This window comes from Micromonospora sp. NRRL B-16802 (genome assembly GCF_001279555.1).
Lineage (GTDB): Bacteria > Actinomycetota > Actinomycetes > Mycobacteriales > Micromonosporaceae > Micromonospora > Micromonospora profundi.
In genome coordinates this window covers 74,495-86,896 of the sequence record NZ_LGEB01000097.1, presented here as the reverse complement: position 1 = coordinate 86,896, position 12,402 = coordinate 74,495, and the positions used below count along the sequence as shown (strand labels likewise).

Genomic DNA, 12,402 nt, shown 5'->3' with positions numbered 1-12,402 from the left:
GGACGACGGGTAGCAGACTCGCACAGGCCGGTACGCCGCAGCACCGCCGGCCCCCGCGCTCAGACCGGCAGGTGTGTCCGCAAGGCGGCGAACTGGGCGACAGTGAGGTACGACGGGTTGGCGGCCTGCGGCTGGCGGAAGACCTCCAGGGCAGCGAGCCGGTCGTCGGCGCGCAGTCGCTGCCGGGGCACCCGGTCCGCCTCGTCGAGGATCACCAGGTCCAGTGGCACCGACCAGGTCTGCCCGGGCGGGTCCGGCTCGGCCGGCCCGGTGACCCGGCCGATCCCCCACACCCCGTACGGCAGGCGGGCGCGGCTGCCGCTGGCCCAGAACACCACAGGCTGCCCGGCGCGCATCAACAGCGCCCGGTAGCCGGGACGTACGCACCAGTTGGTCACCCGGGGATCCCTGGCGAATCGGCTGGTCAGGTCGACCCTGTCGGCATTGCCCTTGATCAGCCAGGCGCCCAGATCGTCGAGGCTCACCCGTGGCTCGGTCATCGCCTCAACCTGCCCCGGCCGAGGGCGGTCCAATCAGATGATCATGTGGGTCCAGTAACTGAGCCAGAGCACGAACAGCGCGCCCTGCACCACGGCGAGCGCCGCTGTCAACCACACGTCGACGGTGGCCCGGCGTGCCCAGCGGGCCAGCACCAGGGCGACCGGGAACACCGCGAGCAGGTAACGCAGCAGGCTCTTGTAGACCGGCGGCCCCATCGACAGCGGCACCAGCACCATGAGCACTCCGTAGACCACGTAGGCCACGTCGCGGCGGCGGAACCCGGCGGCCAGGATCGCCAGCACGACAACGGCGAAGGCGACCCGGACGGCGTCGCGCGGTTCCCCGGTCAACCCGTCAAGCAGCACCGGCACCGGGTTCTGCACCTCGATCCCCCAGCCGGTCTGCTGGGCGTGCTGGTAGGCGAACCAGTCCCCGCCACGCCACCGGCAGAACGCCATGAAGGTGAACCAGCCGGCGGGCAGCAGCAGCAACGGCCAGCCGATCCGCAGGTATCCGAGCAGGCTGCGAGGGCCGAGCCGCCAGTCGTGCTGGCGCAGCAGCACCAGCGCCAGCGGCAGCGCGACGAGCAGGCCGACCGACCGGCTCATCGCCAGGAAGTAGCCGACCACGCCGACAAGCAGCCACCGGCCCCGCTCGGCGTAGTAGAACGCGGCCAACGCGAGGCAGACGAACAGCGACTCGGTGAGCGCCGCCTGGAACAGGAACGCGGTCGGCAGCAGCACCAGGTACCTGGTGAACCGGCGGGCGGCGTCCGCGTCGCCGAGCAGCACCTCGGCCAGTCGGTAGCCGTACCAGAGGGCCAGCAGGAACGCCACGTTGCTGATCAAGAGCAGGGCCAGCGCGTTGTCGCCGCCGAGCAGCGCGCCGACCGGCCGGGCCAGGAACGGATACAGCAGCGGAAACCCGAAGTCGTTCCACGGCGCTCCGGTCAACGGCAGTTCGCTGAGCCGCAGGTAGAGCAGCGCGTCCCAGGCGAACCAGAACGAGATCCACCGGTGCCCGGAGACCTCCCGCTGCTGCGCCCACATCAACGTCTCGTCCGGCGGCGGCGCTCCGGGGACGCCGTCCCAGGCGTGCAGGGTCAGCAGCCCGACGAGCGTGAACAGCAGCTTCGCGCCGAGGAACAGTCCGATCACGTACGGCCAGGGCGCCGGCACCCGGCGGGCCAGGCGCGTGGCGGCGTCGGCCCCGCCGACCACCCGCGCGGCCAGCGCCGCCGGTCGCCGGCCCCTTCGCCACCGGTGCATCCGCCCCGCTCCCCCGGTCCGACCGGCCCATCCGCCGCGCGGGGGTTCGCCCCTTTCTGTTGTACGCCCCATCGCGCGCGGACGGAGCGGAAACTCAGCACCACGGCGTCGCGAAGGTGACAACTGCCGCAAAGCGGGTACGCGCCGTGCCTCAACAGCGGCAGTGAGCAGGGAGTACGGCGACATGAGCGAGCAGCACGGCACAGTGGTCATCGGTGCGGGGCCGGCGGGGCTCACCGCCGCCTACGAGCTGCTCCGACACGGCCGGCCGGTCCAGGTCTTCGAGGCCGACGAGGTGGTCGGCGGAATCAGCCGGACCGTGGAGCGCGACGGGTGGCGGTTCGACATCGGCGGGCACCGGTTCTTCACAAAGGTCGCCCGGGTGGAGGCGTTCTGGCACGAGATCCTGCCGGACGAGGACTTCCTGACCCGACCCCGAATGAGCCGGATCTTCTACCGGGGCGCCCTGTTCAACTACCCACTCAGCGCCACGAACGCGCTGCGCAACCTGGGGCTGCCGGAGGCCGTACGCTGTCTCGGCTCGTACGCCCGGGCTCGGCTGCGCCCGCCGAAGGACCAGTCGCACTTCGAGGGTTGGGTGTCGGCCCGGTTCGGCTGGCGGCTGTATTCGATCTTCTTCAAGACGTACACCGAGAAGGTCTGGGGTATGCCCGCGGACCGGTTGCAGGCCGACTGGGCCGCGCAGCGAATCAAGAACCTGTCATTGGCCACGGCGATCCGCAACGCGGTGCTGCCCCGGCGGCGGCGCACCGACGTGACAAGCCTGATCGAGGAGTTCCAGTACCCGAAGTACGGGCCGGGAATGATGTGGGAACGCTGCGCCGAGCAGGTACGCCAGCGCGGCGGGCAACTGTCCACCGGCACCTGGGTGACGGCCGTGCACCGCGACCCAGTGCGACGGCGGGCGATAAGCGTGACGGTCAACGGCACGGGCGGGCAGCGCACAGTGCCCACCGACGACGTGATCTCGTCAATGCCGATCTCGGAGCTGGTGGCGGCGCTGCGCCCGGCCGCGCCGCCGGAGGTGCTGGCCTGCGCCGCCGACCTGCGCTACCGGGACTTCCTGACTGTCGCACTGGTGGTGCCCGCGGAGTTCTCGTTCCCGGACAACTGGATCTACGTGCACGATCCGGCGGTGCGGGTCGGCCGGATCCAGAACTTCGGCTCCTGGTCGCCGTACCTCGTCAAGGACGGCCGCACCTGCCTGGGCCTGGAGTACTTCGTGTTCGAGGACGACGAGATGTGGCGTACCCCGGACGCCGACCTCGTGGCGCTGGCCAGCGCGGAGCTGGAGCGGTTGGGGTTGGTCCGGCCCGGCGTGGTGGAGGCCGGTCACGTGGTGCGGATGCCGAAGGCCTACCCGGTGTACGACGAGCGCTACCAGCACAACGTGGACGTGATCCGGTCGTGGCTGGCCGGGGCTGTGCCGAACGTGCACCCGGTGGGGCGCAACGGCATGCACCGCTACAACAACCAGGACCATTCGATGCTCACCGCGATGCTCACCGTCGAGAACATCGCCACCGGCAGTACGCACGACGTCTGGTCGGTGAACGTGGAGCAGGACTACCACGAGCAGTCCTCCGGCGACGGCGACCGCGACGGCCGGCGGGGCACGGGCCGGGACGCGCCGGTGCTGCCGAGTCGCATCATCACGGCCCCGATCACGGCGCGGGCCGGGGTGCGCGCGACCGGTGACGGTGAGCGGACCCCAGAGCTGCCACTGGCCTGAGGCACCGGGACGGCGGGCTCGGGGACGCGAGGCGCGAACGCGCCGTCGTGCGGCGTGTCGATGCGGCCGTGCGCGTTTCGGCGTACCGATCGACGGAAACTGCTGGTGTGGAGATGGGGGTAACCATGAGCCGGTACGCACCACCGACCACCCGGGCGACGAAGGTCCTCGCGCTGATCGTGCCACTGCTCGGCACCGTCACGATGGGCACGGCCTGCACCGACGGTGCGCCTCCGACCGGTTCGGGGTCGGCGGCGCCGTCACCGACGGCTGTGGCGACCTCGACGAACCCGAGCGACCAACCATCACCGACGGCCAGCGCCCGGCCGACGACGATTCCCACGTCGGCCTTCTTCGAGCTGCCTCCCGAGCTGCGCAAGTCCCCTCGACAGACAACGCCCGTGTCCAACGCCCTACCGAAGTTGTGCGCCAACGAGTTCGGCACCGGCGGGCGGCAGGTGACCGCGAGCGCCGCCATGACCGTCACCTACAAGAAGGCCGACGAACCACCCTCCAACGTTCCGCAGGGCATGATCCACCAGACCATTTTCACCTTCGACGGCGACGGCGCCTCGGACTACATGCAGCGCGTTCGCAGCGCCGTGCAGGCGTGCCCCACCTACAAGCAGGGCGACAACCCGGTGAAAGTCGAGAGCCGCGCGCTGCCCGGGGCCGGCGACGAAGCCCTGCTGCTGACCCGGACGTGGGCCGAGACGAGCCTGAACGGAGACCGCACCGGCGACACCGCCACCAGCCAGATCGCGGTGGCGCGCGTCGACGGCGCGGTCACTGTGTTCAACGACCAGGGCTGGGAGGGCACCAGCGGCAACCCGGCAGTCCTCGACCAGGCGGTACGCGACGGCGTGCGGACCCTCGACGCCTGGCAGCGCTAGACGCTCGCACTGCCGCCCACGGGCGTGGCCGTCGACGGCGGCCGGTCGGCGCAGCCGCTGGTCTGGCGCGGATGACACACCGGTGGGGTGGCGCGTGCGGGACGCACCACCCCACCGGTCGGTACCTGTTACTCCCAGGAGCTTCGTTGCGTGTAGACGAGGTTTCCGGGGATGACCGTGCCGTTGGTGCTCCACTCGGTGTAGCCCCAGACTTCGCCCTCAGCGGGAAGCGGCGTCTTGGGCGTCAGGGTGAAGTTGGTCGTCATGCCGCGCTCCGCCGTGCGAGGGACGGTCAGCGTGGCCGGCGAGTACGTGGCGTTACGGCCGATGATGGCGTGGGCCAACTCGAAGTTGACGACCGGACCACCGGGCACCTGGGCGAACACGTACGCCGTGTAGCGCCCCGGCTCGGGCAGGAACTTGTACGCCTGCTCGTCGCTGGTCCAGCCCCTGTCGCTGCGATGGATCAGGGTGTCACCCTTGTACAGGTACAGATCCAGGTTCGCGTTCGGGTTGTCGGTCTTGAGCTGGACGACGATGCCGGCGGTGTTCGCCGGCACGGTGAAGTCGACCTTCTTCACTCCGGTGGCGTTCGGGTCGAACACCCCGCCGTCGACGCCGGCCGGCATCGAGTACGCCTTGCGCACCATCGGCGTGTAGCCGGTGCTGCGGGCGGCGAGCGGCCCCGTGAAGCCCGGCTGGATCGAGCCGAACGCGCCGTTGACCATCCGGCCGAACTCCTCGCCGTCGTCGCCGTACGGCCGAGGGCTGATACCCCACGGCCGGGCGGCGACCGGAATCCGGGCGCTGTGTGCCTTGCCGCTCCAGGTGATCGCACCGGTCACGTACCTGTCCCAGGGCGCGTTGCCCCGGCGCAGGGTGATGGTCACCGTCGCGGACCGGCCCGGCTGCAGCGACACCGATGCCGGCGTCACGTTGACCTTCATGCCGTCCAGGCCGGACACCGACGAGTGGTACGTCTCCCGGGCCGTGCCGACGTTGGTGAGAGTGCGGGTCAGCGTCACCTGCCGGGTGCCGTCGTACTCGCGCAACGAGATGGCCGGCTGGTTGAGTTCCCTGCCGTCGGGCTGTGCCGTCTGGCTGAACTTGACCAGGTCAGCCGCCGCCGGTTCGATCACCACTCCGGGGTCGGCGGCCTTGGCCAGGTTGATGAAGCCGCTGCCCTGGTCCAGAGGGCTGCTGGTGCCGACGGTGTCGGTGGCGGTGGTGCGCAGTGCCGAGGCGACCGCGCCGGGCGACCAGTCCGGGTGGGTGGCGCGCAGGATCGCCGCCGCGCCCGCCACGTACGGCGAGGCCATCGAGGTGCCCGAGTACGCGTCGTAGTTCCGCCCGAAGTTGCCGGCCGGGGACACCGCCGCGATGATGTTCGACCCCGGCGCCACCAGGTCTGGCTTGGAGACGCCCATGGCCGTCCCGGTCGGGCCGGTGGAGGAGAAGTCCGCGACGCTGGGCAGTCCCGGGACGCTGGAGCCGTCACCGCCGTTGCGCAGAGTGACAGTCCCGTCGGTCAGGTGGCGCACCAGATAGGTGAAGAACGTGCCGGCCTGCTTCTTGGTGGGCAGGTAGAGCACCGGGAAGTTGAAGATGGAGTTGATCCGGTAGTTGCCGGCCGGGTCGAACACCACCATCGCGGCTCCGCCCTTGGCCTTGATCTCGGCGGCCGACCCGAACAGGTCGGAGAGCGCGCAGGCGACAACCTTGCCCTTGATCTTGGCCGGGTCGAGGCTGCCGGGCTCGCAGTAGACCGCACCCAACCCGGGTGAGCCGGCCTGCTCGCCGAAGACCAGCGGCCGCGAGCCGCCACCGGGCATGGCGTCGAGTGAGCCGCCGACGAGCTTCGTGCCGTCGCCCAACGTGGCGGTCGCCTCGTCGAGCTTCGTCACCGCCGCGCCGACAGTGGTCACCCACGGCGCCGCGTTGCTGATCGCCCCGCTCACGATGCCGGTGTTGCCCGCCGACGCCGCCACGAAGACCCCTGCCACGGTGGCGTTGAGGAACGCCAAGTTGATCGGGGAGTTGGCCTCGAAGTCGCCGAACTGGGAGCCGATCGAGTAGTTGATGACGTTCACGCCGTCGGCGACGGCCGCGTCGATGCCGGCGATGATGTCGGCATCGAGGCCGGTGCCGGCCCAGAGCACCTTGTAGACGGCGATCTGGGCGTCCGGCGCCACCCCCGAGACGGGACCAAAGTCGCGGCCGTCGATCGTGACGTTCCGCACCGGCAGACCCGCCGCCGTGGAGGCGGTGTGGGTGCCGTGCCCGGACATGTCACGGGGAGACAACATCTCGCCCTCGGGGATCGAGCCGCCGTAGGCGAGCCACGAGTCGGCGAAGTACCGGGCACCGACGATCTTGCCGTTGCAGTGCTCAGCCACGAAGGCGACACCGGTCTGGCAGGTGCCGCGCCAACCCGCCGGAGCGGGCATCTTCTTGGCGAACGACGCGCTCTCCGGCCAGATGCCGGTGTCCAGCACGCCGATCACCATGCCCGCGCCCGTGCCGGGACCGGGCTTGACCGGCTCGGCCGGCTTGCCGGGCTTGTCCGGCCCGGGACGGTCCGCACCCGTGGTCGGCGTCGGCGAATCGACAGCGGCGGCCCCGGGGGGAACGGCAGCGGTCGAGGTGGCAGCGGTCGCGCTTGGCAACGTTGTCCTGATGCCGAGCGCTCGCGCAGCGGTGACGGCACGGACGCGCTTGTCCGCCCGCAGGGCGGTCACCTGCTGGGCCGTCAGCTTCGCCGAGAAGCCGTTGAAGGCGGTCGTGTAGGCCCCGTTGACCTTGACCCCGGCCGCCTTGGCGACGGCTGCCCGCTGCGCGTCCAGGTGTCCCCGGTACGCCTTCGACGGCGCCGACGTCACGTCCAGACGATCGCCCGCCGCCGGGCGGGTCCGGGCCAGCCCGGAAACATCACCGGTGTACGTGGCCAGCGGCTCGTCGGTCAGTTCGACGACGTACATGCCGGGGACGGTCTCGCCCGGGGCGGCCTGGCGGTTGGCCGCGTCGGCGCCGCCGGGCCGGCGGTCGTTGCCGTCGGTAAGGGTGACAGTCCGGTCGGACCCGGCGGAGAAGTAACCCGGGCCGCTGGTGGCCGGCTGGTCGCCGGGGGCTGCCGATGCCGCGACACCGGTTGTGCCGGTGATCATGGCGACGACCAGCGTCGGTATCGCCAATCGCCGCAGCCTGGCTCTGCTCGTGCTGTTGGTCACGAGACTCCTTTCGCGTGCTCCCCTGTGGAGCGAAGATCATTCTGCACAACTTGTGCGTTGTCAGCGCTCCCACACCTAAGGCAGCCACGGTTAAACGAGGGTTTGCGCGGTGTTACGAAACGCCGGTACCTGCAAGATCACCGTGCGTACGACAAGTGCGTTTTTTAAGCGCCGCGAGCTGGTACCGCGTCCTCCGGACGGCGACGGTGACCGTTCCCGGCAGTGGCTCCACCTCGAACCTCCGCTGGAACCGGATGATGTTGGAATCCGCCGGCAGGTACTCCCGCAACTGCGTCAGCATGGTCCCGGCGCCAGCGACGGGCAGCGGGCAGCGCGGGCGGGCTACCTCAGACGACGTGGCGCAGGTACCCCGTCACCGCCGCGTCCAACACCTCCGCGCCCGGACGCGCCCAGACCTCGGCGGAGAAGACCTCCACCTCGATCGGGCCGACATAACCGGCCGCGTCGACCGCCTCGCGCAGCCGACGCAGCTCGATGCAGCCGTCGCCGGGCAACGCCCGACCGAGCAGCACCCCCTCCGGCAGCGGCGTCACCCAGTCGCAGACCTGGAACGCGGCGATCCGCGCGCCGGCACGCGCGATCTGCGCGTACACCGTGTCGTCCCACCACACGTGGTACGCGTCCACCACCACGCCGACCGCAGTGGGGTCGAACAGCTCGGCGATGTCCAGCGCCTGCCCGAGCGTGGCGATCACACACCGGTCGGCGGCGAACATCGGGTGCAGCGGCTCGATGGCCAGCCGCACACCGGCCGCCGCCGCGTGCGGCGCCAGCTCGCCGATCGCGTCGGCGACCCGACGCCGTGCGCCGTCGATGTCGCGACTGCCCGGCGCCAGCCCACCGGAGACGAGCACCAACTCACCGGCGCCGAGGACGGCCGTCTCCTCGACGGCCCGCAGGTTCTCCGAGCGCCAGTCGTCGGCGGAGAAGAAGCCGCCCCGACACAGCGAGGTGACGGTGAGGCCGGCGTCGCGGACCAGCTTCGCCGACCGGGCCAACCCGTACTCCGCCACCGGCTCCCGCCACAACCCGATACCCGGCACACCGGCCGCCACGCAACCGGCCACCACGTCCGGCAGAGGCCAGCGCTGGGCAGTCGCCTGGTTGAACGAGAACCGCTCCAGCCCACCGGCGACCGGTGATGGGTCCGCCGCCCCGCTCACTGGGCCACCCCCGCCACGGTGAAGAAGGCCCGCGCCCGCGCTGCGGCCAGGTCGGCGTCGGGCAGCAGCGCTGCCGCGTCGGCCAGGGTGAGCAGGGTGGCCAGGTGCGCCGGGGACCGGCCGGACTGCGCGCCGCCGACCATCGTGAAGTGGTCCTGGTGGCCGGCAAGCCAGGCCAGGAACACGATGCCCGTCTTGTAGTGCCAGGTCGGTGCCGCGAACAGGTGCCGCGCCAACGGTACGGTCGGCGCGAAAATCTCGTCGTACGCCGTCAGGTCGCCGCGATCGAGCGCGGCCAGCGCGGCGGCGGCGGCCGGCGCGATGGCCGCGAACACCCCGAGCAGCGCGTCGGAGTGGCCGACCTCGTCACCCCGGATCAGCTCCGGGTAGTGGAAGTCGTCGCCGGTGTAGAGGCGTACCCCGGCGGGCAGCCGGCGACGGAGTGCGATCTCCCGCCCGGCGTCGAGCAGCGACACCTTGATGCCGTCCACTTTCGACTGGTGTGCCTTGATCAGCTCGACCACCGTGTCGGCGGCCAGGTCCAGGTCATCGGCACCCCAGTAGCCGGTCAGCGCCGGGTCGAACATCGGGCCCAGCCAGTGCAGCACCACCGGCTCGTCGGCGGCGGTGAGCAGCTCGTCGTACACCCGCAGGTAGTCTTCCGGGCCGCGCGCGGCCGCGGCCAGGTGCCGGCTGCACATCAGCACCGGCCGGGCGCCGGCCGCGCGGACGTCGCCGAGCTGTTCGATGTACGCGGAGGTCACGGCGGCCAGGGTGGCCGGGCCTGCGGGCAGTTGGTCCGTGCCGACCCCGGCGACGATCCGCCCGCCCACCGCGCGGGCCTCGGCGGCGCTGCGCCGGATCAGCTCCCGGGTCGCCGGATAGTCGAGCCCCATCCCCCGCTGGGCGGTGTCCATCGCTTCGGCGACACCCAGCCCGTACGACCACAGGTGCCGCCGGAACGCGAGGGTGGTGTCCCAGTCCACGGCGGCCGGGGCACCGGGCACGTTCTCCGCGCCCGGGTCGGCGACGACGTGGGCGGCGGCGTACGCGATCCGGCTGGCGGCGGGCGTGGCCGGACGGTCGAAGCCGGCCCCGACGGCCAGTCGGTGCCGGCGTCCGCCGGGCAGCACCACCTCGGGCGCGGTCACGAGCGCAGCTCCGGTACCTCGACACGAACGCCCTCGCGGGCGGAGCGCAGCCCCAGCTCGGCGAGCTGGACGCCGCGTGCCCCGGCAAGGAAGTCCCACCGGAACGGCTCGCCCGCCACGACGTGCCGCAGGAACGCCTCCCACTGCACCTTGAAACCGTTGTCGAACTCCTCGTTGTCGGGCACCTCGGTCCACTGTGCCCGGAAGTTCTCGGTGACCGGCAGGTCCGGGTTCCACACCGGCTTGGGCGTCACCGCCCGGTGCTGTGCCCGGCAGCGGCGCAGCCCGGCCACAGCGCTGCCCTCGGTGCCGTCGACCTGGAACTCCACGAGTTCGTCGCGGTACACCCGCACCGCCCACGACGAGTTGATCTGCGCGATCACGCCGCCGTCGAGTTCGAAGGTGCCGTACGCCGCGTCGTCGGCGGTGGCCGCGTAGGCGCGGCCGTCCTCGTCGACACGCTCCGGCACGTGGGTGGCGGTGACGCAGGAGACGGCGTTGACCCGCCCGAACAGCTCCTCCAGCACGTAGTGCCAGTGCGGGAACATGTCGACGACGATGCCGCCGCCGTCCTCGGCCCGGTAGTTCCACGACGGACGTTGGGCGGGCTGCCAGTCGCCCTCGAAGACCCAGTAGCCGAACTCGCCCCGCACCGAGAGGATCCGGCCGAAGAAGCCGCCGTCGATGAGCCGCTTGAGTTTGCGCAGGCCGGGAAGGAAGAGTTTGTCCTGGACGACGCCGGTGCGTACGCCTGCGGCGTCGGCGGCCCGCGCGAGGTCGAGCGCGGCGGCGGTGTCCTCGGCGAGGGGCTTCTCCGTGTAGATGTGCTTGCCGGCCTCGATGGCCTGGCGGATCGCCTTCTCCCGCTGTTGGGTGACCTGGGAGTCGAAGTAGATCTCGACGTCGTCGCGGGCCAGGGCTGAGGTGAGGTCGGTGCTCCACTCGGTCAGGCCGTGCCGCTGGGCGAGTTCCCGCAGCTTGGTCTCGTTGCGCCCGACCAGCACGGGTTCCGGCCAGATGGTCGTGCCGTCGGCCAACGCCACGCCGCCGGCTTCACGGATGGCAAGCAGCGACCGGACCAGGTGCTGCCGGTAGCCCATCCTGCCGGTCACACCATTGACGATGATGCCGATCGACCTACGGGTCGTGGTCACGCGGAACCTCCTCTGGGCCCGGCGCAGCAGCAGTGGAGCCTGCCGGGCGGCGGTCAGGCAAACGCTTTCCCGGAAGCGTAGGCGGGCCGCAGACGCCAGGCAAGGCCTTTCCTTGGCCCACGTCACACCTCTCGGACCTGCCTGCGGGAAAGGGCTTTCAACGCGGTACCGTGGCGTTTCGACCGGCACGGCGAAACGCCGGCAACAGAACAAGGGGGCGGCCATGGCGACGCTGTCCGATGTGGCACGACGCGCGGGTGTCTCGCCCGCCACCGCCTCCCGCGTGATCAACGGCAGCAGCAAGCCGGTCACCGACGAGCTGCGCGAACGGGTGCTCGCCGCCGTCGCCGAGTTGCAGTACGTGCCGAACGCCCATGCGCAACTGCTGGCCCGTTCACACCGCAGCGCGGTCGGCGTGATCGTGCACGACGTCTCCGACCCGTACTTCGCCGAGATCACCCGTGGACTGCAACGGGTCGCCACCGACCGCGGCCGGCTGCTGATGATCTGCAACAGCTACCGCGACCCGGAGCGCGAGCTGGAGTATGTGGAGCTGCTGCGCGGCCACCAGGTGGCGGCACTGATCCTGGCCGGCTCCGGCTATCACGACGACACGTTCACCCGACAGCTCAACGAGAAACTCGCCGCGTACGAGGCGACCGGCGGGCGGGTCGCGGTGATCGGTCGACACGAGCACTTCGGCGACGCGGTGATGCCCGACAACCGGACGGGCGGCTACCTCGCCGGCCGGGAGCTGTGCGAGCTGGGGCACCGGGCGATCGGCGTGGTCGCCGGCCCGCGCATCCTCACCACCACCACCGACCGGCTCGCCGGGCTCCGGCAGGCCCTTGACGAGCAGGGCCGCGAGCTTCCCGAACGACGCATCCGGTACGCCGAATTCGACCGCGACGGTGGCGCCGAGGCAACCGCCCGGCTGCTCGACGCCGACCCTGACCTGACAGCGATCGTGGCGCTCAACGACTCGATGGCGATCGGCACGCTCGCCACCCTTCGGGCCCGCTCACTGGCCGTGCCGCAGCAGGTCTCCGTGGTCGGCTTCGACGACATGCCCATCGCCCGGGACGTGACTCCGGCACTGACCACCGTGCGACTGCCGCTCGTCGACATGGGAGTCCGGACGATGTCCATGGTGCTCGGCGCGCAGACGCCGACGCCACGGGTCGAGGTGCTCCCCGCCGAACTGGTCCGTCGGGGCACCGCCGGCCCCGCCCCGCAGCACGATCGGGGCACCGCCGGCGCAGCCTGACGGT

Annotated in this window: 10 protein-coding genes; 3 read left to right on the top strand and 7 right to left on the bottom strand. The window is 71.2% G+C overall.

The genetic code is table 11. The features are described from left to right. Nucleotides 1-59: 59 nt before the first annotated feature. A complete protein-coding gene (locus ADK66_RS25860; RefSeq protein ID WP_053659724.1) occupies nucleotides 60-500 on the bottom strand; it encodes a hypothetical protein in 441 nt (146 codons plus the stop codon). 33 nt (nucleotides 501-533) lie between these two features. Then, on the bottom strand, nucleotides 534-1,769 hold the full coding sequence (locus ADK66_RS25855) for a hypothetical protein (RefSeq protein WP_053659721.1): 1,236 nt from the start codon (nucleotides 1,767-1,769) through the stop codon (nucleotides 534-536). Between the two features lie 184 nt (nucleotides 1,770-1,953). On the opposite strand from ADK66_RS25855, the gene ADK66_RS25850 reads away from it, so the two are divergent. Together ADK66_RS25850 and ADK66_RS25845 are read left to right on the top strand one after the other, a co-directional pair. Next, a complete protein-coding gene (locus ADK66_RS25850) occupies nucleotides 1,954-3,522 on the top strand; it encodes an NAD(P)/FAD-dependent oxidoreductase (protein ID WP_053659719.1) in 1,569 nt (522 codons plus the stop codon). A gap of 125 nt (nucleotides 3,523-3,647) precedes the next feature. Continuing rightward, nucleotides 3,648-4,415 (top strand): hypothetical protein, encoded by a 768-nt coding sequence (locus tag ADK66_RS25845; protein WP_053659717.1) that lies wholly within the window; start codon nucleotides 3,648-3,650, stop codon nucleotides 4,413-4,415. Between the two features lie 128 nt (nucleotides 4,416-4,543). On the opposite strand, the gene ADK66_RS32640 is transcribed toward ADK66_RS25845, so the two are convergent. The 5 genes from ADK66_RS32640 to ADK66_RS25825 all read right to left on the bottom strand — a co-directional run bounded on the left by ADK66_RS32640 (nucleotide 4,544) and on the right by ADK66_RS25825 (nucleotide 11,077). After that, on the bottom strand, nucleotides 4,544-7,642 hold the full coding sequence (locus ADK66_RS32640) for a S8 family serine peptidase (RefSeq protein WP_304438236.1): 3,099 nt from the start codon (nucleotides 7,640-7,642) through the stop codon (nucleotides 4,544-4,546). 112 nt (nucleotides 7,643-7,754) lie between these two features. Continuing rightward, nucleotides 7,755-7,943: a hypothetical protein gene (locus ADK66_RS32470; protein WP_231640194.1), complete on the bottom strand. Its 189-nt coding sequence runs from the start codon at nucleotides 7,941-7,943 to the stop codon at nucleotides 7,755-7,757. A gap of 46 nt (nucleotides 7,944-7,989) precedes the next feature. Further along, on the bottom strand, nucleotides 7,990-8,826 hold the full coding sequence (locus tag ADK66_RS25835; RefSeq protein ID WP_369814826.1) for a sugar phosphate isomerase/epimerase family protein: 837 nt from the start codon (nucleotides 8,824-8,826) through the stop codon (nucleotides 7,990-7,992). Beyond that, complete coding sequence (locus ADK66_RS25830) at nucleotides 8,823-9,977, bottom strand: dihydrodipicolinate synthase family protein (RefSeq protein WP_053659715.1); 1,155 nt, start codon at nucleotides 9,975-9,977, stop codon at nucleotides 8,823-8,825. Before ADK66_RS25830 ends, ADK66_RS25835 begins: the two co-directional genes overlap by 4 nt. After that, on the bottom strand, nucleotides 9,974-11,077 hold the full coding sequence (locus tag ADK66_RS25825) for a Gfo/Idh/MocA family protein (protein WP_053660064.1): 1,104 nt from the start codon (nucleotides 11,075-11,077) through the stop codon (nucleotides 9,974-9,976). Before ADK66_RS25825 ends, ADK66_RS25830 begins: the two co-directional genes overlap by 4 nt. 277 nt (nucleotides 11,078-11,354) lie before the next feature. On the opposite strand from ADK66_RS25825, the gene ADK66_RS25820 reads away from it, so the two are divergent. After that, on the top strand, nucleotides 11,355-12,398 hold the full coding sequence (locus ADK66_RS25820) for a LacI family DNA-binding transcriptional regulator (protein WP_053659713.1): 1,044 nt from the start codon (nucleotides 11,355-11,357) through the stop codon (nucleotides 12,396-12,398). The last annotated feature ends 4 nt before the right edge of the window (nucleotides 12,399-12,402 follow it).

What these genes read in the sequence shown, in the direction of transcription:
- ADK66_RS32470 (WP_231640194.1), bottom strand. Translation starts at nt 7,943, where the DNA reads ATGCTGACGCAGTTGCGGGAGTACCTGCCGGCGGATTCCAACATCATC.
- ADK66_RS25845 (WP_053659717.1), top strand. Translation starts at nt 3,648, where the DNA reads ATGAGCCGGTACGCACCACCGACCACCCGGGCGACGAAGGTCCTCGCG.
- ADK66_RS25820 (WP_053659713.1), top strand. Translation starts at nt 11,355, where the DNA reads ATGGCGACGCTGTCCGATGTGGCACGACGCGCGGGTGTCTCGCCCGCC.
- ADK66_RS25860 (WP_053659724.1), bottom strand. Translation starts at nt 500, where the DNA reads ATGACCGAGCCACGGGTGAGCCTCGACGATCTGGGCGCCTGGCTGATC.
- ADK66_RS25850 (WP_053659719.1), top strand. Translation starts at nt 1,954, where the DNA reads ATGAGCGAGCAGCACGGCACAGTGGTCATCGGTGCGGGGCCGGCGGGG.
- ADK66_RS25855 (WP_053659721.1), bottom strand. Translation starts at nt 1,769, where the DNA reads ATGCACCGGTGGCGAAGGGGCCGGCGACCGGCGGCGCTGGCCGCGCGG.
- ADK66_RS25825 (WP_053660064.1), bottom strand. Translation starts at nt 11,077, where the DNA reads ATGGGCTACCGGCAGCACCTGGTCCGGTCGCTGCTTGCCATCCGTGAA.